The 25,419-nt window shown below is 63.3% G+C and carries 26 protein-coding genes; 10 read left to right on the top strand and 16 right to left on the bottom strand.

Going from position 1 to position 25,419, the window contains the following annotated elements; all coding sequences use genetic code 11:
- Positions 1–2: 2 nt before the first annotated feature.
- The 3 genes from ACK4R0_RS11720 to ACK4R0_RS11710 all read right to left on the bottom strand — a co-directional run bounded on the left by ACK4R0_RS11720 (position 3) and on the right by ACK4R0_RS11710 (position 3,741).
- Complete coding sequence (locus ACK4R0_RS11720; RefSeq protein ID WP_409674120.1) at positions 3–1,145, bottom strand: acyl-CoA dehydrogenase family protein; 1,143 nt, start codon at positions 1,143–1,145, stop codon at positions 3–5.
- 136 nt (positions 1,146–1,281) lie between these two features.
- On the bottom strand, positions 1,282–2,418 hold the full coding sequence (locus ACK4R0_RS11715; RefSeq protein ID WP_409674119.1) for an acyl-CoA dehydrogenase family protein: 1,137 nt from the start codon (positions 2,416–2,418) through the stop codon (positions 1,282–1,284).
- Positions 2,419–2,559: 141 nt separating this feature from the next.
- Positions 2,560–3,741 (bottom strand): acyl-CoA dehydrogenase family protein, encoded by a 1,182-nt coding sequence (locus ACK4R0_RS11710; RefSeq protein WP_409674118.1) that lies wholly within the window; start codon positions 3,739–3,741, stop codon positions 2,560–2,562.
- A gap of 323 nt (positions 3,742–4,064) precedes the next feature.
- On the opposite strand from ACK4R0_RS11710, the gene ACK4R0_RS11705 reads away from it, so the two are divergent.
- The 8 genes from ACK4R0_RS11705 (at position 4,065) to ACK4R0_RS11670 (ending at position 13,981) form a co-directional block, all read left to right on the top strand.
- The gene (locus tag ACK4R0_RS11705) at positions 4,065–5,507 is read left to right on the top strand and encodes an MFS transporter (protein WP_409674117.1); all 1,443 of its coding nucleotides are present in this window, start codon (positions 4,065–4,067) and stop codon (positions 5,505–5,507) included.
- A 15-nt stretch (positions 5,508–5,522) separates the two neighbouring features.
- Positions 5,523–6,812, top strand: coding sequence for an acyl-CoA dehydrogenase family protein (locus ACK4R0_RS11700; protein WP_409674116.1), 1,290 nt, complete (start codon positions 5,523–5,525; stop codon positions 6,810–6,812).
- Positions 6,813–6,906: 94 nt separating this feature from the next.
- Positions 6,907–7,989, top strand: a complete 1,083-nt coding sequence (locus tag ACK4R0_RS11695; protein ID WP_409674115.1) for a Zn-dependent alcohol dehydrogenase — start codon at positions 6,907–6,909, stop codon at positions 7,987–7,989.
- A 19-nt stretch (positions 7,990–8,008) separates the two neighbouring features.
- Complete coding sequence (locus ACK4R0_RS11690) at positions 8,009–9,082, top strand: phosphotransferase family protein (protein WP_409674114.1); 1,074 nt, start codon at positions 8,009–8,011, stop codon at positions 9,080–9,082.
- Entirely contained in the window at positions 9,049–9,861 is an 813-nt protein-coding gene (locus ACK4R0_RS11685) for an SDR family NAD(P)-dependent oxidoreductase (RefSeq protein WP_409674113.1), read from the top strand. Before ACK4R0_RS11690 ends, ACK4R0_RS11685 begins: the two co-directional genes overlap by 34 nt.
- Positions 9,862–9,886: 25 nt before the next feature.
- Positions 9,887–10,678 (top strand): SDR family NAD(P)-dependent oxidoreductase, encoded by a 792-nt coding sequence (locus tag ACK4R0_RS11680; protein ID WP_409674112.1) that lies wholly within the window; start codon positions 9,887–9,889, stop codon positions 10,676–10,678.
- 36 nt (positions 10,679–10,714) lie between these two features.
- On the top strand, positions 10,715–11,935 hold the full coding sequence (locus tag ACK4R0_RS11675) for a serine hydrolase domain-containing protein (protein WP_409674111.1): 1,221 nt from the start codon (positions 10,715–10,717) through the stop codon (positions 11,933–11,935).
- A gap of 18 nt (positions 11,936–11,953) precedes the next feature.
- Positions 11,954–13,981 carry a 3-hydroxyacyl-CoA dehydrogenase NAD-binding domain-containing protein gene (locus ACK4R0_RS11670; protein ID WP_409674110.1) on the top strand — a complete coding sequence of 676 codons (2,028 nt, stop codon included), beginning with the start codon at positions 11,954–11,956 and terminating at the stop codon, positions 13,979–13,981.
- Between the two features lie 61 nt (positions 13,982–14,042).
- On the opposite strand, the gene ACK4R0_RS11665 is transcribed toward ACK4R0_RS11670, so the two are convergent.
- The 13 genes from ACK4R0_RS11665 to ACK4R0_RS11605 all read right to left on the bottom strand — a co-directional run bounded on the left by ACK4R0_RS11665 (position 14,043) and on the right by ACK4R0_RS11605 (position 24,239).
- Positions 14,043–14,870 carry a hypothetical protein gene (locus ACK4R0_RS11665; protein WP_409674109.1) on the bottom strand — a complete coding sequence of 276 codons (828 nt, stop codon included), beginning with the start codon at positions 14,868–14,870 and terminating at the stop codon, positions 14,043–14,045.
- 123 nt (positions 14,871–14,993) lie between these two features.
- Positions 14,994–15,704 (bottom strand): ATP12 family chaperone protein, encoded by a 711-nt coding sequence (locus tag ACK4R0_RS11660; protein WP_409674108.1) that lies wholly within the window; start codon positions 15,702–15,704, stop codon positions 14,994–14,996.
- Between the two features lie 10 nt (positions 15,705–15,714).
- Complete coding sequence (locus tag ACK4R0_RS11655) at positions 15,715–15,936, bottom strand: hypothetical protein (RefSeq protein ID WP_409674107.1); 222 nt, start codon at positions 15,934–15,936, stop codon at positions 15,715–15,717.
- Positions 15,933–16,601, bottom strand: coding sequence for an HAD-IA family hydrolase (locus ACK4R0_RS11650; protein WP_409674106.1), 669 nt, complete (start codon positions 16,599–16,601; stop codon positions 15,933–15,935). The genes ACK4R0_RS11655 and ACK4R0_RS11650 overlap by 4 nt, the downstream gene beginning before the upstream one ends.
- Positions 16,598–17,899 (bottom strand): RluA family pseudouridine synthase, encoded by a 1,302-nt coding sequence (locus ACK4R0_RS11645; protein ID WP_409674105.1) that lies wholly within the window; start codon positions 17,897–17,899, stop codon positions 16,598–16,600. Before ACK4R0_RS11645 ends, ACK4R0_RS11650 begins: the two co-directional genes overlap by 4 nt.
- Complete coding sequence (gene crcB, locus ACK4R0_RS11640; protein ID WP_409674104.1) at positions 17,896–18,288, bottom strand: fluoride efflux transporter CrcB; 393 nt, start codon at positions 18,286–18,288, stop codon at positions 17,896–17,898. Before crcB ends, ACK4R0_RS11645 begins: the two co-directional genes overlap by 4 nt.
- A gap of 104 nt (positions 18,289–18,392) precedes the next feature.
- A complete protein-coding gene (sppA, locus tag ACK4R0_RS11635; protein WP_409674103.1) occupies positions 18,393–20,264 on the bottom strand; it encodes a signal peptide peptidase SppA in 1,872 nt (623 codons plus the stop codon).
- A gap of 126 nt (positions 20,265–20,390) precedes the next feature.
- Complete coding sequence (locus tag ACK4R0_RS11630; RefSeq protein WP_409674102.1) at positions 20,391–21,122, bottom strand: NrsF family protein; 732 nt, start codon at positions 21,120–21,122, stop codon at positions 20,391–20,393.
- 62 nt (positions 21,123–21,184) lie between these two features.
- Entirely contained in the window at positions 21,185–21,709 is a 525-nt protein-coding gene (locus ACK4R0_RS11625; RefSeq protein WP_409674101.1) for a sigma-70 family RNA polymerase sigma factor, read from the bottom strand.
- A gap of 41 nt (positions 21,710–21,750) precedes the next feature.
- Positions 21,751–22,209, bottom strand: coding sequence for a DoxX family protein (locus ACK4R0_RS11620; protein ID WP_409674100.1), 459 nt, complete (start codon positions 22,207–22,209; stop codon positions 21,751–21,753).
- Between the two features lie 122 nt (positions 22,210–22,331).
- On the bottom strand, positions 22,332–23,066 hold the full coding sequence (locus ACK4R0_RS11615) for a putative DNA-binding domain-containing protein (protein WP_409674099.1): 735 nt from the start codon (positions 23,064–23,066) through the stop codon (positions 22,332–22,334).
- Positions 23,067–23,070: 4 nt separating this feature from the next.
- Positions 23,071–23,928: a DUF692 family multinuclear iron-containing protein gene (locus ACK4R0_RS11610; RefSeq protein WP_409674098.1), complete on the bottom strand. Its 858-nt coding sequence runs from the start codon at positions 23,926–23,928 to the stop codon at positions 23,071–23,073.
- A 23-nt stretch (positions 23,929–23,951) separates the two neighbouring features.
- On the bottom strand, positions 23,952–24,239 hold the full coding sequence (locus tag ACK4R0_RS11605; protein ID WP_409674097.1) for a DUF2282 domain-containing protein: 288 nt from the start codon (positions 24,237–24,239) through the stop codon (positions 23,952–23,954).
- A gap of 281 nt (positions 24,240–24,520) precedes the next feature.
- Here ACK4R0_RS11605 and groES point away from each other — a divergent pair, with 281 nt between their 5' ends.
- Both groES and ACK4R0_RS11595 read left to right on the top strand, forming a co-directional pair.
- The gene (gene groES / locus ACK4R0_RS11600) at positions 24,521–24,808 is read left to right on the top strand and encodes a co-chaperone GroES (RefSeq protein WP_054135260.1); all 288 of its coding nucleotides are present in this window, start codon (positions 24,521–24,523) and stop codon (positions 24,806–24,808) included.
- A gap of 51 nt (positions 24,809–24,859) precedes the next feature.
- Positions 24,860–25,419, top strand: a 560-nt coding sequence (locus tag ACK4R0_RS11595; RefSeq protein ID WP_409674096.1) for a TCP-1/cpn60 chaperonin family protein, incomplete at its 3' end; no start/stop codon positions are given.

The raw sequence follows: 25,419 nt of genomic DNA, 5'->3' as shown, positions 1-25,419 counted from the left end.
ATTCATCCTTCGTTGCGCAAGGCTTCCCTTGCGATGATGGTGCGCTGGATCTCGCTGGTTCCCTCATAAATGCGGAACAGGCGAACATCGCGGTAGAAGCGTTCGATGCCGTAATCGGCGATATAGCCCGCGCCGCCAAAGATCTGCACCGCGCGGTCGGCGACACGGCCGACCATTTCGGATGCGATCAGCTTGGCGCAGGCGCAGTCCTCGGTGATCCGCTCGCCACGGTCCTTCGCGCGCGCGGTCTGCAGCACCAAAGCCTTGGCGGCTTTGCATTCGGCAACGGAATCGGCGATCATACCCTGGATCAACTGGAATTCAGCGATCGGCTTGCCGAACTGCTGGCGCTCCTTGGCATAAGCAACGCTGTCGGCAATGAGCCGCTCGGCCGCGCCCACGCACACGGCCGAAATATGCAGCCGCCCCCGATCGAGCACGCGCATCGCAACCTTGAAGCCGTCGCCTTCCGCGCCCAGCCGATTCTCAGCGGGCACGCGAACGTTGTCGAAGATCACGTCGCAGACATGCGCGCCCTGCTGGCCCATCTTGCGCTCGGGCTTGCCGACCGAAAGTCCGGGCAGGTCGCGCGGCACCAGGAACGCGCTCACGCCTTTGGGACCGGGCCCACCCGTCCGCGCCATCACCGTGAACAGATCGGCCTTGTCGGCATTGGTAATATAGCGCTTCGATCCGTTGAGCACATAGGCGTCGCCATCGAGCTCGGCCCGCGTCTTCACCGCGCCGCTGTCCGATCCGACATCGGGTTCGGTCAGCGCGAACGAGGTGATGATTTCGCCGCTGGCGATTGCCGGCAGGTACTTTGCCTTTTGCGCATCATTGCCGTCCATCACCAGCCCCTGGCTGCCGATGCCGACATTGGTGCCGAAGGTCGATCGCATCGCGGGCGATGTCCGCCCGAGCTCGAACGCGACGCGGACCTCTTCCTCCATGTTGAGGCCAAGTCCGCCGAATTCTTCGCCGATCGACAGCCCGAAAAGCCCGAGATCGCGCATCTCCTGCACCAGGTCGTCGGGGATCTCGTCGGTCTCGGACACTTGCGCCTCGAGCGGGCGCAGACGTTCGGTAACGAACCGGCGCACGCCTTCGAGCAAAGCGTCAAAAATATCGGGATCGAGTGCCATGGTTACGTTTCTCCCATCCCCTTCAGGGGAGGGGCTGGGGGTGGGGAAATAACTTCCGCCGCCACTCCATTCCCCACCCCAACCCCTCCCCTGAGCCGCAGACGAGCGGAGCTCAACGGGAGGGGCTTTTGGCTGGTTAATATCCGAAAATCTCTGCCACCCGGCCTGCGTGGAAGTTCGCATCGCCCATGAACTCGTTCAACGCACGGTCGCGCTTCATGTAGAAACCGATGTCGTATTCGTCGGTCATGCCGATGCCGCCGTGCATCTGGACGCCTTCGCGCACAACCAGATTGGTGGTGCGACCCGCCTTGGCCTTGGCAACCGAGACATAGACTTCGGCGCTGTCCTTGCCCTCGTCGAGCAATTGCTGCGCTTTGAGCACAGCGGCGCGGGCAATTTCCATTTCGCTGTAGAGGTGCGCGGAACGGTGCTGCAGCGCCTGAAATTCACCGATCAGACGGCCGAACTGCTTGCGCTGCTTGAGATAATCGACGGTCATGTCCATCGCGCCCGCACCGACGCCGACGAGCTCTGCAGCCGAGCCGGTGCGCCCAGCGCGCAGCAGCCCAGACAGCACCTGCCAGCCATTGTCGACCTCGCCGATCACCGCATCGCCATCGACCTCGACACCGTCGAACGTGACATGCGCCGCCATCGAGCTGTCGACCAGCCGTGCGCTGTCCATCGACATGTTCGCCGCATCCTTGTCGACCGCGAACAGCGTCAGGCCGTCGGTTTCACCCGGAGCCCCTGCGGTGCGCGCCGCGACGATCAGCGCATCGGCGCTGGCACCCTGGATCACGAACTGCTTGTTGCCGGTGAGTTTGAAGCCATTGCCCGAACGCTCGGCCTTGGTCGCGATATGCGCAGGCCGGTGCTTGGCGCCTTCATCGATCGCCAGCGCCAGCACGGTTTCACCCGCCAGAATGCCGGGAAAGAACTTGTCCTTGAGATGCTGTCCGCCATGGTTGAGCGCAGCAACACCCGCGATCGCGGTGGTCAGAAACGGCGACGGCGACAGGTTGCGGCCGATCTCCTCGAGCACCACGCCGGCTTCGACATGGCCAAGGCCAAGCCCGCCATCGTCTTCGCCGATCAGGATCCCGGTAAAGCCCATCTCGCCGAACTGCTTCCACAATGCGTGGCGGAAGCCGTCTTTGCAATTGTCGTCGCGCAGCTTGCGCATATGACTGACCGGCGCTTCGGATTTGAGGAATTCGCGCGCGCTGTCGCGCAGCATCGCCTGGTCTTCATTGAGGTACATTGGCATTTGAAGTCTCCCTCTCCCCTTCAGGGGAGAGGGCCGGGGAGAGGGGAATGAAGCCTCGCCCGACCCTTGAATGGATTGGAAAAACGAGAGGGTACCCCCCTCTCCCAACCCTCTCCCCTCAAGGGGAGAGGGCTTTATGGATCACGCCCCGGGAAGATCCAGGATGCGCTTGGCGATCACGTTGAGCATCACCTCGCTGGTGCCGCCCTCGATGCTGTTGGCCTTGGTACGCAACCAGTTGCGCGCCTTGGCGCCGCCCTTCGAGGCGTCGCTTTCCCATTCGAGCGCGTCCGATCCGTTGCCCGCCATCACCAGTTCGTGACGGCGCTTGTTGAGCTCGGTTCCGGCGTACTTCATCATGTTGGGCTGGGCAGGATGGCCCTTGCCCGATTTCATCTCGTCGGTGAAGCGTTCGGCCATCGCCTTGAACGCCAGCGCGTCGACATCGAACTGCGCCAGTTCCGCGCGCAGCAGGCCATCGTCGAGCTGACCCAGGCCGTTGGCTCCCACCGATGCCAGCATCTGTGCACCCAGCGAAGGCGCGCCGTCGCCCAGGCCGCCGCCCGAGATCATCTCGCGCTCATGCCCCAGCAGATATTTGGCGACATCCCAGCCCCGGTTGAGCTGACCGACGATCTGGTCCTTGGGCACCACGACGTTGTCGAAGAAGGTCTCGCAGAACGGCGAGTTGCCGCTGATCAGCTTGATCGGCTTGGTCGAGACACCGGGGGTTTCCATGTCGAACAGCAGGAAGGAAATGCCCTGGTACTTGTTGGTCTTGTCGGTGCGGACGAGGCAGAAGATCCAGTCGCACTTGTCGGCGTAGCTGGTCCAGATCTTCTGACCGTTGACCACCCAATGGTCGCCCTTGTCCTCGCCGAAGGTCTGCAGGGACACGAGGTCAGATCCCGAACCGGGCTCGGAATAGCCCTGGCACCAGCGGATTTCGCCGCGCGCGATCTGGCCGAGATAGTGCACTTTCTGCTCTTCGGTTCCAAACTGCAGCAGCGCGGGGCCGAGCATCCAGATACCGAAGCTCGACAGCGGCGGACGGGCGTTGATCCGCGCCATTTCCTGCCGCAGAACCTTCGCCTGAGCAGCCGTCAGACCCGCGCCGCCATAGGCCTTGGGCCAGTCAGGCACGGTGTAGCCCTTGGCCACGCAGCGCTCGAGCCATTGCTTCTGCGCTTCGTTCTTGAAGGTCCAGTTGCGTCCGCCCCAGCAGACGTCATCCTCGCCGCGTACCGGCTCGCGCATCTCGGCAGGGCAGTTCGCCTCCAGCCATTCGCGCACGTCCAGTCTGAACTGATCGAGATCGCTCATCGTCATCCTCTCCCGCATGGTTTGATCCTGCGCCAGCCCTGGCCGGAAAGTTTTTCCTGCGGCCAAAACTGCGCTTCGCGACTCAGTCTATGGTGGAGCGAACCGGGCTGCAAGCCTGTTGAATCCTAGGCCGAATGCCGTAACGTCAGCGTGAGTGCGGTTGACGTTTACGGCAGGCGTCATATGGTACGCCCAAACAAAGCAAGCGGGAGAGAATCAATGCAGCGGGCCGCCCGGTCCATCGCATGGCCAGCGCCAAAGGGCGCGGCGGTGCCTCAGATCGCCCGTCGGCATCCAGCCTCCTTCGGGGGCATTTGCCGCGCATGACCGATCTTGCCAGCCTGACATCCAAGCCGGTTCCCGCTCGTGTTTCGATGGGCACCAAGCTGGCCTATGGCTTCGGCTCGGTCGCCTATGGCATCAAGGACAACGGCTTTGCCGTCTTCCTGCTGATCTATTTCAACCAGGTGGTCGGGATGCCTGCCGAGCAGGTCGGGCTTGCGGTGCTGATCGCCCTGATCGCCGATGCCTTTTTCGATCCCATCGTTGGCCACAAGTCGGATGCGACCCGCAGCCGCTGGGGGCGGCGTCATCCCTGGCTGTACGCCGCAGCGCTGCCCATCGCGTTGTCGTGGCTGCTGCTGTGGAACCCGCCCGAGGTCGGCAATGGCGTGATGTTCTTCTACGTGATTTTCGTCGCGATGGCGGTCCGGTTCTCGTTCTCTGCCTATGAGGTTCCGGCGCTGGCGATGCTGCCCGAACTGACCCGCGACTATCACGAGCGCACCGAGGTGCTGCGCTATCGCTTCCTGTTCGGCTGGCTCGGCGGGCTGGTGATGCTGTACGCCGCTTATGCGCTGCTGCTGGTGCCCGAGCCGGGCTATGACAACGGCATCCTCAATCCGAACGGCTATCATCGCTACGCACTGGTGGGATCGATCGTGATGCTGGTTTCAGTCATCGTCTCGGCACTGGGCACCCACAAATTGATGGCCCGCCCCAACCAATCCGAAGCCAAGAGCGTATCGCACGGGTTCAGCGATTTTGGCGCTGCATTGCGGTTCCGACCCTTCCAGATTCTGCTGGGCGCCGGGGTGTGCGCGTTTGCCAATCAGGGGCTGACATTCGCGCTGACCAACTATCTGCTGCTGTATGTGTGGGAACTGCCGCCATCGGCATTCAACATCTATCCGTTCGTGCTGTTCCTTGGCGTGGCGCTGGCGTTCGGTATCGTCGGTCCGCTGTCGCGCCGGCTTGAAAAGGGGCGCACAGGTGCGGTGTCGGCCGTGCTGTCGCTGATCTTCGGCACCCTGCCCTATTGGCTGCGTCTGGTGGGCCTCTTTCCGGACAATGGATCGAACCTTGCGACCGCGGCCGTGCTGGGGCTGATCGCCTTGTCGATGACCTTCGGCATCTGCGCGATGATGATGATCAGCTCGATGATCGCCGATGTCACCGACGCGCATGAGGCGCGCACCGGCAAGCGCACCGAGGGCATCTTCTTCGCCGGGTTCTTCTTCATGCAGAAATGCATCGGCGGCCTGGGCATTCTCGCTTCTGCCGTCATCCTGTCGATCGCCGGCTTTCCAGAAAACGCCCAGCCGGGTCAGGTGCCCGCGCAGGTCATCGATCGCCTCGCCGTGACCTTCGCCATCACCGCCACCGTCATCGGCATCGGCTGCGCTTGGCTGTTCACCCGTTTTCCCCTTGGCCGCGCCGACCACGAAGCGCGGCTCGCCGAAATCGCTCACGCCAGACTATCATGAAAGGACACCCATTTTATGGATTTTGATCTCACCGAACGTCAGGCCTATTGGCGCGACCGCGTCCGCGCCTTCATCGAAAGCAACGTCCGCTCGCGCGAGAAGGACTATGACGCCCAGCAGAAAGAAGGCTCGCGCTGGAAGGTGCTGCCGGTCATCGAGGAAGAGAAGGCCAAGGCCAAGGCTGCAGGCATCTGGAACCTGTTCATGCCGCCATCGAACCCCAATCTGGCGCACGTCGACGACAGCTTCGAATTCGACGGCCCCGGCCTCACCAACCTCGAATACGCCTTGTGCGCCGAGGAAATGGGCCGCGTCGGCATGGCGAGCGAGGTGTTCAACTGCTCGGCACCCGACACCGGCAACATGGAAGTGCTGCACCGCTACGGCACCCGCGCGCACAAGGACGAGTGGCTCAAGCCACTGATGGACGGCGAAATCCGCTCGGCCTTCCTGATGACCGAACCCCAGGTCGCCTCGTCCGATGCGACCAATATCGAAACCTCGATCCGCCGCGAAGGCGACGAATATGTCATCAACGGCCGCAAATGGTGGTCGTCGGGTGCGGGCGATCCGCGCTGCAAGATCGCGATCGTGATGGGCAAGACCGATTTCGAAGCCAAGCGCCACGCGCAGCAGTCAATGGTATTGATGCCGCTCGATGCGCCCGGCGTGAACATAGTGCGTCACCTGCCGGTGTTCGGCTATGATGACGCCCCGCACGGCCATATGGAAATTGAACTCAACGACGTCCGCATCCCGGCATCGAACATGCTGCTGGGCGAAGGCCGCGGCTTCGAGATCGCGCAGGGCCGCCTGGGCCCTGGCCGTATCCATCACTGCATGCGCACGATCGGAGTCGCTGAAGAAGCGCTCGCCAAGATGGCGCGTCGCCTGCAGACCCGCGTCGCGTTCGGCAAGCGAATCTCCGAATTCAGCATCTGGGACGAGCGGCTGGCAGCCGCACGCATCGACATCGAGATGAACCGCCTGCTCTGTCTCAAGGCGGCAGACCTGATGGACAAGGTCGGCAACAAGTACGCCAAGGCCGAGATCGCGATGATCAAGGTTGCCGCGCCCCGCATGGCATTGAAGATCATCGACGATGCCATCCAGGCGCATGGCGGCGCGGGCGTGAGCGAAGATTTCGGTCTCGCCAAGGCCTATGCCCATATGCGGACGCTGCGGCTTGCCGATGGTCCCGATGAAGTGCACAACCGCACCATCGCGCGGATGGAACTGGGACGCCACGGCGTGAACGACGATGACGGCGCATTGAGCTCGGGTGATCTCGGGGTGACGCGCTGATCGCATTCCCCTCTCTCCCACGAGGAGAGAGGGGATGCCCTGCACTTGGCAGGGCGAGGGACGACAACGACAAACAGCGCTTGGGAGAGCAACGATGAAGGCCGCCATCTGTTTTGAGCCGGGCAAGCCGCTCGAGGTGCACGACGTCACCATCGACAAGCCCGGACCGCGCGAGGTGCTGATCCGCACAGCAGCCACCGGGGTGTGCCGATCCGATCTGCACTTCGTCGATGGCAGCTATCCTGCCCCCCTTCCCTTTGTTCCCGGCCACGAGGCTGCAGGGATTGTCGAGGCGGTCGGCGATGGCGTGACCACGGTGAAGCCAGGCGACGCGGTCGTCACCTGCCTCAGCGCCTATTGCGGTCATTGCGAATTTTGCGTCACGGGGCGGATGGCGTTGTGCATCGGGCAAGATACCAAGCGCGGACCCAGCGAAGCCCCCCGGCTCAGCCTCAACGGCGGTCCGCTGCACCAGATGCTCAACCTGTCGGCCTATGCCGAAATGATGCTGGTGCACGAACACGCCTGCGTCGCGATCAACCCCGAGATGCCGCTCGATCGGGCATGCGTGATCGGGTGCGCGGTCACCACCGGTGCAGGCGCGATTTTCAATGCGGCAGACCTTGTTCCCGGTGAGACAGTCGCGATCGTCGGCTGCGGCGGGGTCGGGCTGGCGGCGGTCAACGCGGCCAGGATCGCCGGCGCCGGGCGGATCATCGCGATCGATCCTATCGCCGACAAGCGCGCGCTTGCCCACAAACTGGGCGCGACCGACATGATCGATTCGAGCGCGGATGGCGCTGCCGAACAGGTCATCGAGATGACCAAGGGCGGCGTCCACCATGCGATCGAAGCGGTGGGACGGCCCGCATCGGGCGCGATGGCGGTCAAGGTGCTGCGGCGCGGCGGCACCGCCACGATCCTGGGGATGATGCCCTTGGCCGAGAAGGTTTCTCTGAGCGCGATGGAGCTGCTGCAGGGAAAGAAGCTGCAGGGTTCGTTGATGGGCAACAACAGGTTTCCCGTTGAAATTCCACGGCTTGTCGAGTTCTATATGCGCGGGATGCTTGATCTCGACACCATCATTGCCGAACGGATGCCGCTCGAGCGGATCAACGATGCCTTCGACGCGCTGCGCATCGGCGATTCCGCGCGGTCGGTGATCACCTACAATTGAACAGACGGGACAACCGATAATGGAACAGATCGACGCACAGGCGACGATGACAGGCACCATGGAAGTGCCAGAGCAGGACCGGCTTGACGAGGCCAAGCTGACCGCCTGGTTCGAGGCGAACGTCGAGGGATTTGCTGGACCGCTCAGCATGTCCAAGTTCAAGGGCGGCCAGTCCAACCCGACCTACAAGGTGACCACGCCGAACGCTGCCTATGTGCTGCGGCGCAAGCCTTTCGGTCCGCTGCTGCCGTCTGCGCACGCGGTAGACCGCGAATACCGCGTGCAGGCGGCACTGTTCGACCAGGGCTTTCCCGTGTCGCGCCAATATGGCCTGTGCGAAGACGAAAGCGTCATCGGATCGATGTTCTACGTCATGGCCTTTACCGATGGCGCGAGCTATTGGGACGGCACCCTGCCCGGCAAGACGCCAGAGCAGCGCACAGCGATCTATAACGCGATGATCGACACGCTGGCCCATCTGCACAGCTTCGATCCCGCCGCCATCGGTCTGGAAAGCTATGGCAAGCCGGGCAATTACTGCGCGCGGCAGATCTCGCGCTGGACCAAGCAGTATCGCCTGTCCGAAACCGAGACCATTCCCGAGATGGACCAGCTGATCGAATGGCTGGAAAAGACCGTGCCCCAGCAGCGCGGCTTCGGCATCGCGCATGGCGATTTCCGCATCGACAACATGATTTTCGATAAGGACGAGCCCAAAGTGCTGGCCTTGCTCGACTGGGAACTTTCGACCTTGGGCGACCCGATCGCCGACCTGTCGTATTTCCTGATGAGCTGGGTCCAGCCCGCCGAGGGCCGCAACGGACTGCTCGGCGTGGACGTCACGGCGCTCGGCATCCCGACCATCGAAGAAGCCACCGCACGTTATGTCGAGAAAGCCGGCCTCGACCATGTCCCCGACATGGACTGGTACCTCGCCTACAACCAGTTCCGCATCGCCGCGATCCTGCAGGGGATCAAGAAGCGCGTGATCGACGGCACCGCCTCGAGCGCGCAGGCTGCACAAATGGCTGAGCGCGTGATTCCGCTCGCGCAGGCGGCATGGGCATACGCCAAGAAGGCGGGCGCGAAGTGACGGTATCGAGCTTTGACCTGACCGGGCGCGTTGCCATCATCACCGGATCGTCGCGCGGCATCGGGGCTGCGGCTGCGCGCAAGCTTGCCGAGCACGGCGCGAAGGTGGTGATCTCGAGCCGCAAGCAGGATGCCTGCGACACTGTCGCTGGCGAGATCAACGCACTGCACGGCGCGGGCACGGCGATCGCCATTGCCGCCAGCATTTCGCGCAAGGAGGACCTTCAGAACCTGGTCGACCAGACCCGAGCGCAGCTGGGTCCGGTCGATATCCTGGTCTGCAATGCCGCCAGCAATCCCTATTACGGACCGATGAGCGGGATCAGCGACGACCAGTTCCGCAAGATCCTCGACAACAACGTGCTCTCCAACCACTGGCTGGTCCAGATGGCGCTGCCAGACATGCGCGCTGCCGGGCGGGGATCGGTGATCATCATCTCGTCGATCGGCGGCATGCAGGGCACGGCCAGCATCGGGGTGTACAACATCTCGAAGGCGGCGGATTTTCAGCTCGCCCGCAACCTTGCCGTCGAGCTTGGGCGAGACAACATCCGCGTCAACTGCATCGCGCCGGGCCTGATCCAGACGGAGATGGCACGCGCCTTGTGGGAGAACGAAGCGCTGATGGGCTATGTCGGCAAGGTCACCCCGTTGCGGCGGATCGGACAGCCGGACGAAATCGCAGGCGCGGTGGTGTTCCTGGCATCGGACGCATCGACCTACATCACCGGCCAATCCATCGTCATCGATGGCGGCACGACAATCGCAGCGGCGCTCTGACACGCCGCATCAGGAGAGAAATTTCATGGATCTTCAAGGCAAGGTTGCCATCGTCACCGGCGCTGGCAGCGGTATCGGCAGAGCCAGTGCGCTGTTGTTCGCGCAGCATGGCGCCAAGGTGATCGCCAGCGACATCACCGGCAGGCAGGACGAGACCGCAGCGCAAAACCCGCAAGCGATCACCGCGATCCAGGCCGATGTGAGCAAAGAAGCCGACGTCGCGATGCTCGTCGCCAAGGCGGTCGAGCAGCATGGCAAGCTTGACGTGTTCTTTGCCAACGCTGGCGTATCGGGCGGGTTCGACGGCATCTTCGACCAGACCGTGGAAGAGTGGGAGCGTATCCTCGCGATCAATCTGATCGGGCCGTTTCTGGCAATCAAGCATGCGGGCAAGGTCATGGCCGATGCCGGCACCGGCGGATCGATCATCTGCACCGCATCGGTCGCGGGCCTGCGCTCGGGCGCGGGCGGTCCTGCCTATACCGCGAGCAAGGCAGGCGTAATCAATCTTGTGCGGATTGCTGCGCAGCAATTGACCGGAAGCAACGTGCGCTGCAATGCGATCTGCCCTGGCCTGATCGAAACCGGGATGACCGAGTTCATCTACACCAAGGCGCGTGAAAAAGGCTTCGAAGACAAGATCGGCCAGCTCAACCCGATGCAGCGCGGCGGCGTGCCGAACGAGATCGCCGAAGCCGCGCTGTTCCTCGCGTCCGACCGCTCGAGCTATGTCAACGGCCACGCGCTCGTCGTCGACGGCGGCCTTTCCAGTTCGCACCCTTATGCCCGGCAGCGTTTCGGTCAGACGGCCTCCTGATCCACCCCCCCCCTACGGAGCAGCGGAATTTTTTAGATGGGTATTATTGTGTCAGATCCTGCCGACCTTGGTTTCAACCAGTCCCTGCTTGAGCGGATCCCCGCTCATATCCATACGAAGTATCTGGAACCCAAACTGCTGCCGCATGCAGCCTTGTTGATCGGACGCGGGCACGAAGTGGCGCATCTGTCGCTTCAGGGCGAAGCGCGCCCCGGCCAACCACTCGCCAAGGATGCGATCTTCCGTATCGCCAGCATGACCAAACCGATAACCTCGGTGGCGTTCATGCAATTGGTCGAAGAGGGCAAAGTGGCGCTGGCCGATCCGGTTCACCGGATCATCCCCGAATGGAAGAATCTGGGCGTCTTCGTATCGGGTGGCGGTGCGCAGCCGTTCGTCACCCGTCCGACGACGCAGCCGATGCGGATGGTCGATCTGCTGCGGCACACCTCCGGGCTGACCTATGGTTTCCAGGAGCGCACGCCGATCGATGCGGCCTATCGCAAGCACAAATTGGAAGCCTTTGCCGGACCCGATCTCGAAGAGTTCATCCGCATCCTTGCCGGGATTCCACTGCAGGTCGATCCGGGAACGTCGTGGAATTATTCGATCTCGACCGACATCCTGGGCGCGATCCTTCAGCGGATCGACGACAAGCCGCTCGACCAGATCATCGCCGACCGGGTCACCGGCCCGCTGGGCATGGACGACACCCATTTCCAGATCCCGGAAAGCAAGCTCGATCGCGTTCCCGATTGCTATGCCTTCCATCCGACCGAGAAAATGAAGATGTATGACCCCGGCGCCACCACCGCATGGGGCCGCAAGCCCAGCCAGCTCTCCGGCGGCGGCGGGATGGCATCGACGCTGGCGGATTATCACCGCTTCTGCCGGATGCTGCTCAACGGGGGCACGCTCGATGGTGTGCGCATCCTCGGGCGCAAGACGCTCGACCTAATGATCTCCAACCACCTGCCCGGTGGCGGCGACCTGACCAAGCACAGCAAGGCATTGTTCAGCGAGGCGGAGAACGCGGGCGCAGGCTTTGGCCTTGGCTTTGCGACGACGATCGACAGCGCCGCCACGGGCGTGCCCGGATCGAACAACGATTTCTACTGGGGCGGCATGTTCTCGACCGCCTTTTTCGTCGATCCCATCGAAGACGTCATCATGATCTTCATGACCCAGTTGATGCCGTCGAGCACCTATCCCATCCGGCGTGAGATCAAGACGATGCTCTACGCCGCCGTTGAATAACCGAAAGGAACCGACATCATGTCCACATCCCCAATCTCGACCGAAAAACGCGGCGATATCCTGATCGTCACCTCGGACAATCCGCCGGTCAATGCGCTCGGCGCGGGCGTGCGCACCGGACTGGATGCCGCGCTCGACCAGGCGGCTGCCGATGACAGCATCAAGGCAGTCGTGCTGATCTGCGCGGGCCAGACGTTCTTTGCCGGTGCCGATATCACCGAATTCGGCAAGCCGCCGGTGGAGCCTTTCCTGCCCGCGCTGATCTCCAGGATGGAAGCCCTCGACAAGCCCGTGATCGCCGCGATCCATGGCACCGCGCTCGGCGGTGGCTTGGAGACCGCGCTGTGCGCGCATTACCGCGTTGCCGTGCCCTCTGCGAAATTGGGCGTGCCCGAGGTGAAGCTGGGCCTGCTGCCCGGTGCCGGCGGCACCCAGCGCCTGCCGCGCGTTGTCGGCGTCAAGGCTGCGCTGGAAATGACTGCCAAGGGCGATCCCATTCCCGCCACCACCGCCCACAAATGGGGCCTCGTCGATGAACTCGCCGAGGAAGGCGCGCTGCTCGATGCCGCGTTGGCCTTTGCCGACAAGGTCAAATCGGTGCGTCCCATCCCTCGGGTCAGCGAACGTTCGGTCGCGGCCGATGATGCTGCCATCGAAGCGTTTCGCAAGGAGAACGCGCGCAAGTTCCGCGGCTTCGATGCGCCTGCGGCCAACATCGCCTGCGTCGAGGCGGCAACCCGCCTGCCCTTCGACGAAGGGATGGAATTCGAGCGCACCGAGTTCATGAAGCTGATGTTCGGATCGCAATCTGCAGCGCAACGGCACATCTTCTTCGCCGAGCGCAAGGCGAGCAAGATCGACGGCATCGCCAGCGACATCGCGCTGCGCCCCATCGCCAAGGTCGGCGTCATCGGCGCAGGCACCATGGGCGGCGGCATCACCATGAACTTCCTGTCCGCCGGCATCGCGGTGACCATCGTCGAACAGGCCGAGGATGCCCTCAATCGCGGCGTGGGCGTAATCCGCAAGAACTACGAGGCGAGCGCCGCCAAGGGCCGCCTGACCTCCGAGCAGGTCGAAAAGGCGATGGGATTGCTGACGCCTTCCCTTTCGCTCGACGATCTGGCCGATTGCGACCTGATCATCGAGGCGATCTTCGAGAACATGGACGTCAAGAAAGAGGTGTTCGGCAAGCTCGATGCCATCGCCAAGCCCGGCGCGATCCTGGCGAGCAACACCAGCTATCTCAATGTCGACGAGATTGCCGCATCGACCAGCCGCCCGCAGGACGTGCTCGGCATGCACTTCTTCTCGCCCGCCAATGTGATGAAGCTGCTCGAGGTCGTACGCGGCGCGAAGACCGCCGATGATGTGCTTGCCACCGTGATGGCGTTGTCGAAGAAGATCAAGAAAGTCGCGGTGGTCGCAGGCGTCTGCCACGGCTTCATCGGCAACCGCATGCTGATGCCGCGCCAGGTCGAGGCCAACAAGCTGCTTATGGAAGGCGCGACCCCCGAGCAGATCGACCGGGTGCACGTCGAATTCGGGATGCCGATGGGGCCGTTCCAGATGAGCGACCTTGCCGGCGTCGATATCGGCTGGCACCGCGATCCCAGCAGGATCGAGAGCATCCGCGATGCGCTGTGCGCCGAAGACCGTTGGGGCCAGAAGAAAGGCGCGGGCTTCTACGATTATGACGAGAAGCGCAATCCCACCCCCAGCGCGCGCGTCGCCGAGATCATCGAGGATTTCCGCTCACGCTCGAACATGCCCAAGCGCGAGATCAGCGACCAGGAAATCATAGAGCGCACGTTGTACACGATGGTCAACGAAGGCGCGATGATCCTTGAAGAAGGCATGGCCCAGCGCGCATCGGATATCGATGTCGTGTGGATCTATGGCTATGGCTGGCCGATCTATCGCGGCGGCCCGATGTTCTGGGCGGGGATCGAAGGTACCCCCAAGATCGTCGAGGGACTGAAGAAGCATGGCTTTGCCATCTCGCCGTTGCTCGCCGAAAAGGCCGAGAAGAACGAAGGCTTCTGACACGAAAAAACCCCGCCGGAGATGATCCGGCGGGGTTTTTCTTACATGGATCGGTCGGCTTTTACGCGGCGCCGAGGATCGCATCGACCGCAGGCTTGTTGGCTGCGCTGACGATGCCCTTCTCGCGAAGTTCGGTGCCAAGCGGCCTTGCAGCTTCGAGATAGCTCGCTTCGCCGGTTGCCTGGTTCAGACCGATGAGGCTGGAGAATTCCGCATTGGCCAGATCAGCCGACGAAGGATCGGTTGCCCGGCCTTCCTTGGCGATGGCGAGCGCCTGCTCGAAATGCGGCTGCGCGCCCATCTTGTCCTGCTTGTTCAGGCTGAAGTTACCCAGATTGACCAGGATGGAAACCAGCGTGCCCTGGACGCCCGCGTTGGTCTTGTCCGATTCATAGACCTTCATCCACTGCGGCGCAGCCTCAGAGTACAAAGGTGCGATGGCATCAATGTTGCCAAGGGCGCCCTGCGAGTTCGCGGTGATCGTCAGAGCACTGGCCAGGAAGCCAGCGTTCTGAACGTCGGACGGATTGCGAGCGACCAGATCACGGATCACCGGCAAAGCAGGCTCGAGCTTGGCGATCACTTCTGCGTGGTTGCCAGCGGCCTGTGCCTGCTGAGCGGCGGTGAAGTCGGCAATCGCCTTGTTCTGCGCTTCGACCTGCTCAGGCGTCATTGGGCCAGCAGGTGCCTGGGCAGCCTGCGCAGGCGCGGTCTGTGCATTCGCAGCAGGCGCGGTCTGGGCGTCTCCAGCGGGAGCCGCCTGTTCACCGGCGACCGGCGCTGCTGGCTGCGTTGCTGCAGGCGCTGCTGCGTCCTGAGCGAGCGCGGGCGCGCCAGTCAACGCCAAGGCGCTGGAAACAAAAAGAACCGAAATTGCAGACTTCATCATGAGGGGATGTCTCCTTGGGATGGCATGCGCGCTGCCGCTCGCAAAAGCCCGTACAAGCTCATGAACTGATCGGCTGCCGCATGTATTAAACAATAGCAACACAACGAGAACGCAGGGGCCGTCCTATCGTTCCCGCCGGACGCCGCCTGCGATATCGCAAAAGCGGATGGCCTGGTCAAATTCCGCACGGCGCAGTGCGCGTGTTGCCTCGCCCTCGAAGTCCGCCCCCCAAAGCTCCTCCTGCCACAATTCCTCAAGGCAGACCGCGCGCCAGACCGTCTCGGTATCAAAGGCGTTTTCGAGCAACGCCAGCGCGCAAACCAGCGATCCACCGATGCTGGTCATCGTCGAGAGCCCCGCCAGCACGAACGCGTCATAGGCCGCAACCACCCCAGTCAGGCGGGACAGGCTGTGTGTCGATTGCGGCTGATGGATGATGCCGGCGACCCGCAGCAGTCTGATGTCAAAGCGATTTTCCGCCCATCGCAAGACCGGCTCCCACTCTGACTCTTGCCGCTCGGCCAAGGGCTCGCCGGGATCGGCGCGGTAGCACAGGGTGTCGGTTTCGCCGTAGGCCGCGATGTCGCTGACAAACCGACCAGGGTCGGGCGCGATCCGGTCGATCGCTGCATTGGCAAAGCCGGTCATCGGCATCGACGCAATCACGATCTCCTCGCCCTGCCCTGCCCATTCATCCGCGACCGACTGCGCCATCGTTTCGTTGGGAAGGATCAGCGCGGCCCGGCCCGGTGTCTTGACCGGACGGCCGTCGAGGCGCAGCGCGAAGCCGCCTTCGGACGGCTCGACGGTGACCGATGTATAGAAGCGCTTCATGCTGTGGCGTTCATTCTGATGGTGGCGATTTCCAGCGAGCGACAAGCATTTGGGGCAGAACGACCATCCCCAATATGCCGACCGCCAGCAGCGCATAGCCCACGGCATTGGGGATCGCGGCAATCCGGCCGTACGATATCGCCACCGCGAGCGCGATCGTGATCGCGCCTGCTAGCCGGACGGCACCGATGACGAAAAACCGCGAGCGGGCCTTGCGGTCCTCAGGCGTCATGCCGGATGCCTCGCGATATGATCGAACAATTCGTCCATCGAGTAAGCGACACAGTCTGCGCCTGCAGAATGCAACTCGGAAGAATCGTGATACCCCCAGTCGACCCCGATAGCGCGGACATTGGCCGCCACGCCCATGGCCATGTCATAGCTGGTGTCCCCGATCATCACCGCGTTCTGCGCCTCTACCCCGGCATCGGCCAGGGCCTGATAGATCATCGAGGGATGCGGCTTGGACGGGTGCCGGTCGGCGGTCTGCAACGACACGAAACGATGCTTGATCTTGTGGTGGGTCAGGCACAGGTCCAGCCCGCGATCCGATTTGCCGGTGGCGACCGCAAGCATCCAGCCGAGCTGATCGAGCCGGTCGAGCAGCGCGTCGAGACCATCGTACAGCGGCTCGTGCTGCAAGGTGCCGTTGCCGCGCAGCTCGTGGAAAGCATTCTTGTAGTGATCGGCCAGGACGACGTGAAACTGGGCATCGGCGTCCGGCAGCATCACCCGCATCGCCTCGACAAGCGACAGCCCGACGATGCGCCGGACGCGGTGGTGGTCGGGATGGCCCAGCCCCTCGGCAGCGAAGGCCATTTCCATCGCCCGGCAAATGTTCGCCTGGCTATCGACCAGCGTCCCGTCGCAGTCGAAGATCGCAAGCCGACCGGTCATGGTCGCCGGGGCGTCCGCTTGGGCGCGGCGCGCGGAGTGACCGGCTTGGTACGGCCGCCGGGTTTGGCAGGGCCTGCCCCAGGCTTGGCCTTGCCCGCCGGCTTGCCCTTGCCCACGGGTGCCGCGGCGCCCGAGCGGCTACGACGTTCGCCGCGCCGTTCCTTGCGGATGGTCTTGGCATGTGCGCGCGCCTGCTGCTTCTTGACCTCGCGGGTGGCGGGCTCGGGCCCCTCATCGGCGAACGCCGTTTCGCCCAGCGCGATGTCGAAGCCCAGGCTCTCCATCGATTCGGCAAAATGCTCGGGCAGTTCCGCGGTCACGTCGAGCGCCGGGCCATCGGGATGCGCGATCCGCAGCCGACGTGCGTGCAGATGCATCTTGCGGCTTATCGTGCCGGTGAGAAACGCATTCTGCCCGCCATATTTTCCGTCGCCGACGATCGGATGGCCGATCGCGGCCATGTGCACGCGCAGCTGGTGCGTGCGCCCGGTAAACGGTTGCAGCGCAACCCAGGCCGCGCGCGATCCGGCGCGTTCGATCACCTGATAGGCGGTACGCGAAGGCTGGCCGTTTTCCTCGTCGACATGCATCTTCTCGCCGCCGGTGCCCGGTTGCTTGGCCAGCGGCAACTCGATCAGGCCCGAATAGATATCGGGCACGCCGACGACCAGCGCCCAGTAAATCTTTTTGGCATTGCGTCCGGCGAAGCGCTTGGCGAAATAGGCTGCGCTGCCCGGCGTCCGCGCGAGCAGCAGCACGCCCGATGTATCCTTGTCGAGCCGGTGGACCAGGCGCGGCCGCACCGCGCTGTCGAACATCAGCGCCTCTCCCAGACCGTCGACATGCGCGTGCGTCCGGGTACCGCCTTGGGTCGCAAGGCCCGGCGGCTTGTTGATGACCAGCGCTGCGCGATCACGGTGGATCACCATCGATTGCGCATAGGCAACCTGGTCATCGCTCAAGGTCTTGGGCATCACCCGCGCGGTCTGCTGCTCGGGTTCGGTTTCGGAAGGAGGGATGCGGATCGTCTGCCCGGCGGCGATCCGGTCGCCGGGGCCGACGCGCTTGCCGTCGAGCCGGACCTGCCCCGTCCGCGCCCAGCGCGAGACGAGGTTGAAGTTGACGTCGGGCAGATGCCGATGAAACCAGCGGTCGAGCCTGATGCCATCGTCGTCGGTATCGATGGTGAACTGGCGGGCCTCGCTGGAACTCTGCAGCGGGGCAGCTGCCGTCGGTGCGGCAGCGGTGCGGGCGGGGCCAGCGCGCCTGATCGGCGCCTTGCGGACGGGAGGTTTCATGTCAGTCCCCGGGTTATCGCAAGACCGGTCGCCAGCGCCGCCAGCGACAGGCCAACGGACATCGCGGCATAGCCCAACGCAATGGCGACCTGCCCACGTTCGATCATCAAGAACATATCGAGGCTGAACGCGGAAAATGTGGTGAAACCGCCGAGCACGCCCACCGCCATGAACAGCCGCAGCGGCTCTCCCACATAGCCGCGCAGAACCAGAGCAGCGACGACGCCCATGGCCAGCCCGCCGACCACGTTGATGGTCAATGTGGCCAACGGGAAGCCGGCATAGCCCATGCGCACGGCAAGCATCGTCAAATGAAATCGCAGCGCGGCGCCCAATGCGCCGCCCGCCATCACCAGTCCGGTGGCCTTGTAAGTGAGATGAACGTCCATCCGGCCTGCCTTAGCGGGATTGCACGGTTATTGGCTAGGTCTATTCGATATCGACCATCAATGGCTGCCCATTGACCATCCTCCGGGACGCAGCATCGCCTTCCTTATCGCGCGAGCATCTGGCTTATCCAGCTGACATTCGCCTTGGCGGTGGTGCGCGGGGGCAAGGCGCCCGAGCACTCGAGACACCAGGCCTGCACACCTTGCGCACCGCTCAGCACCTCGAGATCGCCCAGTACTTGGCCCAGCGCCGCATGCTGACGCCATGCCAGCTGCGCTACCAATCCTCGCGCCTGTCGGCTGTCATCCGACGGTGTGAACATGCCCGAGACGAGCTGCTCAAAGGGGTCGCGCTTGGTCTCGAGATAATGCACCGAATACCCGTCGGTCTTCAGCTTTGCGCGCCGGGCCGCTTCGACAATGGCATCGTCGATCGATCCGAAGCGATCGACCAGCTTGATCTGGCGGGCGGTGCCGCCATCCCACACCCGGCCCTGCGCGATTCCATCCACCTCGGTGACAGACATCCCCCGCGCCTTGCCGACCAGCCCCAGGAACCGGCGATAATCGTGTTCGATCGACCCCTGGATGAAGGTATCGACGGTGCTGTTGAACCCGCCGAGAAGATCGGGCTGGCCCGACAGATCGGTGGTAGCAACGCCGTCAGCCTTGACGCCATATTCGGCGAGCGCACGTTCGAAGCTGGGCAACACAGCAAAGATGCCGATCGATCCGGTGATCGTCGAAGGCTCGGCAAAGATCGTATCGCCAGCGGTTGCCACCCAATAGCCACCGCTCGCCGCGACATTGCCCATCGACACCACGACCGGAATCTTCCTGCCGCGATAGTTCTCGATCGCGCGACGGATCTGTTCGGAGGCGAATGCCGAGCCTCCGGGCGAATCGACCCGGACGACGAGCGCCTTGAGGCTGTCGCGCTGCAAGCCATCGTGCAGCAGCTTTTCAATGCGGTCCCCGCCAGCGGTACCGGGGCCGGCCTTGCCATCGACGATGGTACCCGCAATCGTGATCACGCCGACTTCATCGCCGCCGGTCTTGACCGGATTGGCCGCGACCCAGTCGGCCAGACTGGTGTGCTTGAAGGCGCCTGGCCCTTTATCCTCGTCCGCGCCCGCCAGCGCGGCGACCCGCTTGCCGAAGGCGGTGCGATCACCGACCTTGTCGATGATCCTGCGGTCGGTCGCCAGCTTGACGAGATCGCCGTTGACCGCAGTCACGGCACCAGCAGGGTCAGCGATGTAGCTTGCCAGATCCGCCTGGGGCCGCGCCTTGGCCACGTTGGCCTGCCAATTGGCCCAGATCGGTTCATACACGGCCAGCAGCGCCTGCTTGGCTTCGGGCGACTGCTCGGACCGCAGATAGGGCTCGACCGCGCTCTTGAAGGTGCCGACGCGATAGACGTGCGCGGTGACCTTGAAACGGTCGAGAGCATCCTTGTAATACAGGCGCGATCCGCCGGGGCCGGTGAACGCCGCACCGCCCATCGGGTCGATCCAGATCTCGCTGGAATGCGCCGCCAGCAGATAGGCGGAATCGCTGTAGAAGGTCGCGAAGCTGTAGATCGGCTTGCCCTTGGCCTTGGCGCGGCTGAGCGCCTCGCCGATCTGTTCGAGTGACACCTGGCCGCCGCCCATGAACCGGTCAAGATCGAGCGCGATGACCTTGACCCGGTCATCCTCGGCAGCGGTATCGATCGCGCGGATCAGGTCGCGCTCGCGGAATTGCTTGAGCGGGGCCTGACCGCCGAGCAATGCTGCGACAGGGTCGATTGTCTCGGTTTCCTCGACGATGACGCCGTCGAGCTTGACCAGCAGCGCGCCCTCGGTCACCGCGGCAGGGTTCGGGCGCCACGAAAGCGCGGCCAGAATCAGTCCGAAAAACAACAGCATGGCCAGCAGGACAAGACCGTCCTTGATGGCCACCAGCACCTTCCAGGCGCCTTTGACAAAACCCATGATCCGATTAGCTCCGCTGCGGGCGGATATGCCCCTGCAATCTATCTAGGGGGCCATGGCACAGATTGCCACTGCTTCGCGCGACAGACGGGGGACAGCGTTCGACAACCGACCGCTCGCAGCAGCCTACCAGCGCAGCGCTCGGGGTACGATCAGGCGCCCTGCAAGCGCGCACCCGGCGATCGCCAGCGAGTACCACGTGCCGATGTACATCACGACGTTTTCGCTGCAGGCGATGGAGTAGGCGGCCGTGCCCAGAGCGCCGGACGCAAGGCCGACCATCCAGCCGGTTCGCGTCGGCGATACAGGCGCGCCACGGCGCATCCACGCGGTCAGCGCCGCGCCGACGACCATCGCGCACAACGCGCTCATCAGCAGGCACTGCAGGCCGTATGGCGGGTCGAGAACCACCCGGGCGCCTTCCAACGAACGAATGTCGGTCAACCAGACGAACGCTGCGCCCAGCGGAAAGATCGATGCGATGGCCAGGGCCCATTTCCAGAACGCCTTGCGCGCATGCCCGATCGATGGCGTGGCTCCCGAAAGCGCGGCCGCAGCAGCGGTTACACCCAAGCCGAGCAATACTGCCGAGCGCACGAGGAACATCTCGTGCGGCACGCCGTTGGCCAGATCGCCACGCACCCCAAGACCGAAGGCGATGGCCAGCGTGCACAGCACCGTCGTTGCCAGGGCGAGCGCAATTCCATCGCGCAGGCGCAGGCGACGCACCGGCACAAGGTCCTGAACCAGGGCATCGATAACAAAGCTGTCCGCACCGGGCTTGCCCGGCGCAGAGCCGTCATACTGCATCTTCACATCCAATTCGTGTTCCGCTGCATCGGACAGGCCGGTGCGCATGCGGTATCGCCCCGAGGGCGTTCAATCTGGTCATCGCGAATTCGCTGGCAAAGCCCATGGGGTTACACTTTCTCGATCAATGCACTCATCCGGCGAATGCCGCGATGGATGTTCACCTTGACCAACGACTCGGATTGTCCGGTGCGGACCGCAGCTTCGGCGATGCTGTAGCCGGCGATCTTGACCAGTCTTATTACTTCTGCCTGGCGCTCGGGCAACTGCCGCAGCAGGGCATCGATGCTCAGCTCATCGATGACCGAATCATCCTGTGGTGCAGCGTGCAGGGCTTCATCGAGCGCTGTTTCACCGGTACGATAGACCTTGCGCAAATGATCGATCCATCGGTAGCGCCCGATCGCCGCGAGCCAGGGCAGAAACGCGCGTTCGCCATCATAGCTCGCGCGCTTGCGGTGCACCGAGATCAACGTTTCCTGTACCAGATCGTCGATTTGCGAGGGCGGAATGCGGCGGGCGAAATACCGCGTCAGCCATCTCTGGCACTCGCGCAGCAGGCGTGCATAGGCCTGCCGGTCGCCTGCCTGCGCAGCCAGCATCAGTTGCCGCAGCATGTCATCCTGACTGGCCATGTGGCGTAAAACCTACGCCGCCAGCACGAAGGCAGCAAGCATCAGGGCGTGCTGCCCTTCGCTGCGAATGCGCGATCGAACCCACGGTCGAGCGCGAACAGCCCGCCTCCGCGCGCAATCAGCACCAGCGCCAGCGCGAACCACAGGACGTGCGGGTTCCAGAACGCTTCGGGATAGACGAACAACTGGACCACGCCGGTCATCACCAACAGCCCGGCCGCACCGAACCGCGTCGCCAGCCCCAGCATCACCAGCGCCGACAGGCCATGCTCGGCCCAGGTCGCGAGCACGCCGGTGAACTCGGGGTACGGCATATGATATTCGTCGCGGAACAGATCGAAGGTGATCGGGTCGATCTGCAACCACGCTCCGTCGACGATCTTGGTGCGCGCCGACCGCCAGAACTGCGCCGCCAGCGCTAGGCGGACGACCAGCAGAGCGAGCCCTTCGAACAAACGGGTATCGAGCAGAGCAAGGGCGCGCTGGATCAGCGAAATCATGGGCAAGGCTTCCGGTTCACCTGAAAAACGTCAAGGCGTCGGAAAATTCCCGGGTTACCGACCGTGCGCGGGAGTCGAGAGAACAACGAAAACCGTTGTCGCTCGAACCTGCGAACCTGGCGTCAGCCCCCCGGCCTTGCCAGCATCCCCGCCTCGATCAAGGCAAAGACGGCAGGCAAGGCCTCTGCCTCGCCCAGTGTTTCGATGACCGCCTGCAGAAGGTTACCCATATTGCCGCAATTTTTTGCCTGCGTCGCAATCCCGGTCCGTGCAGCGTCCAGCGCCAGCAAGCCAACCTCGGCGTCAGGCCGTGTCACCAAAATGGCAGCGGTAGCATGGGGGCTGGCCATCAACTCCGGGATCAGACCGGCAACGACGCCATCGATCTCCACCACCCGCGCGGCAGGGTGCAGGATTACCGGCAGGCTGAGCAGCCCGGGCTCGTCATACTGCGCCAGATCTGCCAGGCGCAATGCTGCAACATCCGCCGAATGATAGCTTTGCAGCCAGGCCCACTCGACCCGGGCAAGGTCGGACGCCAGCGGCGCAGCAGCGATGCCGTCCAGACGACCGGCAAACCCTTCGCCCATCGTCATGAGCTTGCGCTTGCGCACTTCGGGCAGTTCGATGAAATCGCGCGACAATGCGTTGAACGCTTCAGCGCCGATATATGCACGCGTGCGCGGGTAGGTCTGCTCAAGCGCGACCAGGCGCGCGTGGCTGATGGTGTTGGCGTGCGCCTTCAAGCCCAGCAGCACGCGATCCGGATGGCCGGTGAAGAGCCCGGAAGGAAAGGCCTCTGGCCCCTGTTGCAGCACCGTGATGATGCGCGCCTGATCGTCTGCCAGATCGGACATGGCCTCAGACGGTCTGCAGCAGCCGTGCAGGCGCGCACGCCATATGGTCGCCGGCCCTGACAGCCTCGGCCATCAACACGGCATAATCGGGCACATCGGTGTCCCACTCGATCAGCACGGGGCGTGGCCCTGCCCTGCCGATGAACCTCTCGAACAGCTGCCAGGTCAGGTCCGATACCGGGCTGCCGTGGTCGTCGATCAACAGCGCGCGGTCATCGTGCCACTCGGTGGCATGGCCCGCGAGGTGGATTTCGCCGACGATAGCCGGGTCGATCGCATCGACATAGGCAAACGGGTCTGTCTGCAGGTTGGTGCAGCTGACCTCGACATTGTTGATATCGAACAACAGCCCGCACCCGGCCTGTGCACACAAGGCATGGATGAATGCGACCTCGTCCATCTCGTCGTGCGCAAAGGCCAGATACCGAGACGGGTTCTCGATCAGGAGCGGGCGTCTGAGGCGATCCTGAACCCGTCCGATTTGTCCTGCGACATGATCCAGCGTGGCGCGGGTGTAGGCGATCGGCAGAAGATCGGGGTACCAGTCGGTGCCGTTTCCCGACCAGCTGAGATGGTCGGAAACGCTCGCGGGACTGTACCGGTCGCAAAGTGCAGCGAGCTGCTCCAGCTCGTCGTCATCCAGCCCCTGAGCCGTGCCGATCGACAGGCCGACGCTGTGGAAACTGACCGGCAACTGTTCGGCAACCGCCGTCAGCCAGCGGTGGGGCGGCCCACCATCGGCGAAATAGTTCTGCGGATGCACTTCGACCCAGGCGGGTCGAGCCTTTCCGTGTTGGGGTTCCAGAACATCGCGATAGTGGGCCGGCTTGAGCCCGATGCCTGGTTCGGGGGGCAGGATCATCGGGCTTCGACCACTTGGCAGGCTCAGCCCTTGGGCGTGGGCTTGGTGTTGCCCTTGAGCGGGGTAAGCGATCCACCCATCTTGCTGCACTCGCCCTTGGCGACGTACTTCCAGGCGCTTCCCTGGTAATCGACGGTCGAGGTTCCGGCACATGACGTGCCTGGCCCTGCAGCACAGTCGTTCTTGCCCTTCAGCGAGACGCCGTAGCATTTTTCTTTCTCGCCGGCCGCAGCGGCGGGCGTGGCGGCCACGGTGGCAGCGGCGAGCATGGCGGCGGCAGCAGCGCCGAGGGTCAGCATGGAATTGGACATCGGTTTATCCTCTCAGATCAGTGGGTCGCATCGGACCGGAAGTCCCAAGGGCGCCGGTCCTGCAATCGGTTCGTCGCGGTGTGACGGGAGGTTACCCCGTTTCGGCTCCTTGCGCAAAAAATTCCGCAGGTGATGGGTTGACCGCAGCGCCGCGACCGCTATCTAGCGCTTCGTTAGCACTCACCCCGACCGAGTGCTAATCGCGGACGCGGTCATCGCTGGATGAGCCTGCCGCGCAGGGGGTTTCACTAATTTCAGTGACGCAAGGAAAGGCTTAACGCATGACATTTCGTCCGTTGCACGACCGGGTTCTGGTGCGCCGCATCGAAGCCGAAGAAAAGACCGCTGGCGGGATCATCATCCCCGACGCTGCCAAGGAAAAGCCCTCCGAAGGCGAAGTGATCGCCATCGGTGAAGGCACCCGCGACGAAGACGGCGACCGCATCGCGCTCGACGTCAAGGTTGGCGACAAGATCCTGTTCGGCAAGTGGTCGGGCACCGAAGTGAAGATCAACGGTGAAGACCTGATCATCATGAAGGAAAGCGACATTCTGGGCATTCTGGGCTGATCGATCCGATCGACCCGACTGACCTTACATCGACATTAAAGGAACACACTCATGGCTGCTAAAGACGTAAAGTTTGGCCGCGACGCCCGCGAACGCATTCTGCGCGGTGTCGACATCCTCGCTGACGCCGTCAAGGTGACTTTGGGCCCCAAGGGCCGCAACGTCGTCATCGACAAGAGCTTCGGCGCGCCGCGCATCACCAAGGACGGCGTCACCGTCGCCAAGGAAATCGAACTCAAGGACAAGTTCGAGAACATGGGCGCGCAGATGGTCAAGGAAGTTGCTTCCAAGACCAATGACATCGCAGGCGACGGCACCACCACCGCCACCGTTCTGGCCCAGGCCATCGTGCGCGAAGGCATGAAGTCGGTTGCTGCCGGCATGAACCCCATGGACCTCAAGCGCGGCATCGATCTGGCGGTGACCAAGGTCGTCGAATCGCTCAAGGCGCGCTCGAAGCCCGTCGCCGGCACCAACGAGATCGCCCAGGTCGGCACCATCTCGGCCAATGGCGAGAAGGAAATCGGCGAGATGATCGCGCAGGCCATGGAAAAGGTCGGCAAGGAAGGCGTCATCACCGTCGAAGAAGCCAAGGGCATGGAATCGGAACT

It is taken from the genome of Blastomonas sp. (assembly GCF_046294995.1).
GTDB lineage: Bacteria > Pseudomonadota > Alphaproteobacteria > Sphingomonadales > Sphingomonadaceae > Blastomonas.
The sequence above is the reverse complement of the archived record's forward strand: the minus strand, read 5'-3'. Positions and strand labels throughout refer to the sequence as shown.

What these genes read in the sequence shown, in the direction of transcription:
- ACK4R0_RS11655 (WP_409674107.1), bottom strand. Translation starts at nt 15,936, where the DNA reads ATGACGCCTGAGGACCGCAAGGCCCGCTCGCGGTTTTTCGTCATCGGT.
- ACK4R0_RS11605 (WP_409674097.1), bottom strand. Translation starts at nt 24,239, where the DNA reads ATGTCCAATTCCATGCTGACCCTCGGCGCTGCTGCCGCCGCCATGCTC.
- ACK4R0_RS11715 (WP_409674119.1), bottom strand. Translation starts at nt 2,418, where the DNA reads ATGCCAATGTACCTCAATGAAGACCAGGCGATGCTGCGCGACAGCGCG.
- ACK4R0_RS11720 (WP_409674120.1), bottom strand. Translation starts at nt 1,145, where the DNA reads ATGGCACTCGATCCCGATATTTTTGACGCTTTGCTCGAAGGCGTGCGC.
- ACK4R0_RS11650 (WP_409674106.1), bottom strand. Translation starts at nt 16,601, where the DNA reads ATGACCGGTCGGCTTGCGATCTTCGACTGCGACGGGACGCTGGTCGAT.
- ACK4R0_RS11690 (WP_409674114.1), top strand. Translation starts at nt 8,009, where the DNA reads ATGGAACAGATCGACGCACAGGCGACGATGACAGGCACCATGGAAGTG.
- ACK4R0_RS11660 (WP_409674108.1), bottom strand. Translation starts at nt 15,704, where the DNA reads ATGAAGCGCTTCTATACATCGGTCACCGTCGAGCCGTCCGAAGGCGGC.
- ACK4R0_RS11630 (WP_409674102.1), bottom strand. Translation starts at nt 21,122, where the DNA reads ATGCGCACCGGCCTGTCCGATGCAGCGGAACACGAATTGGATGTGAAG.
- crcB (WP_409674104.1), bottom strand. Translation starts at nt 18,288, where the DNA reads ATGGACGTTCATCTCACTTACAAGGCCACCGGACTGGTGATGGCGGGC.
- ACK4R0_RS11695 (WP_409674115.1), top strand. Translation starts at nt 6,907, where the DNA reads ATGAAGGCCGCCATCTGTTTTGAGCCGGGCAAGCCGCTCGAGGTGCAC.
- ACK4R0_RS11615 (WP_409674099.1), bottom strand. Translation starts at nt 23,066, where the DNA reads ATGTCCGATCTGGCAGACGATCAGGCGCGCATCATCACGGTGCTGCAA.
- ACK4R0_RS11645 (WP_409674105.1), bottom strand. Translation starts at nt 17,899, where the DNA reads ATGAAACCTCCCGTCCGCAAGGCGCCGATCAGGCGCGCTGGCCCCGCC.
- ACK4R0_RS11675 (WP_409674111.1), top strand. Translation starts at nt 10,715, where the DNA reads ATGGGTATTATTGTGTCAGATCCTGCCGACCTTGGTTTCAACCAGTCC.
- ACK4R0_RS11670 (WP_409674110.1), top strand. Translation starts at nt 11,954, where the DNA reads ATGTCCACATCCCCAATCTCGACCGAAAAACGCGGCGATATCCTGATC.
- ACK4R0_RS11665 (WP_409674109.1), bottom strand. Translation starts at nt 14,870, where the DNA reads ATGATGAAGTCTGCAATTTCGGTTCTTTTTGTTTCCAGCGCCTTGGCG.
- ACK4R0_RS11610 (WP_409674098.1), bottom strand. Translation starts at nt 23,928, where the DNA reads ATGATCCTGCCCCCCGAACCAGGCATCGGGCTCAAGCCGGCCCACTAT.
- ACK4R0_RS11680 (WP_409674112.1), top strand. Translation starts at nt 9,887, where the DNA reads ATGGATCTTCAAGGCAAGGTTGCCATCGTCACCGGCGCTGGCAGCGGT.
- ACK4R0_RS11685 (WP_409674113.1), top strand. Translation starts at nt 9,049, where the DNA reads ATGGGCATACGCCAAGAAGGCGGGCGCGAAGTGACGGTATCGAGCTTT.
- sppA (WP_409674103.1), bottom strand. Translation starts at nt 20,264, where the DNA reads ATGGGTTTTGTCAAAGGCGCCTGGAAGGTGCTGGTGGCCATCAAGGAC.
- ACK4R0_RS11705 (WP_409674117.1), top strand. Translation starts at nt 4,065, where the DNA reads ATGACCGATCTTGCCAGCCTGACATCCAAGCCGGTTCCCGCTCGTGTT.
- ACK4R0_RS11700 (WP_409674116.1), top strand. Translation starts at nt 5,523, where the DNA reads ATGGATTTTGATCTCACCGAACGTCAGGCCTATTGGCGCGACCGCGTC.
- ACK4R0_RS11710 (WP_409674118.1), bottom strand. Translation starts at nt 3,741, where the DNA reads ATGAGCGATCTCGATCAGTTCAGACTGGACGTGCGCGAATGGCTGGAG.
- ACK4R0_RS11625 (WP_409674101.1), bottom strand. Translation starts at nt 21,709, where the DNA reads ATGGCCAGTCAGGATGACATGCTGCGGCAACTGATGCTGGCTGCGCAG.
- ACK4R0_RS11620 (WP_409674100.1), bottom strand. Translation starts at nt 22,209, where the DNA reads ATGATTTCGCTGATCCAGCGCGCCCTTGCTCTGCTCGATACCCGTTTG.
- groES (WP_054135260.1), top strand. Translation starts at nt 24,521, where the DNA reads ATGACATTTCGTCCGTTGCACGACCGGGTTCTGGTGCGCCGCATCGAA.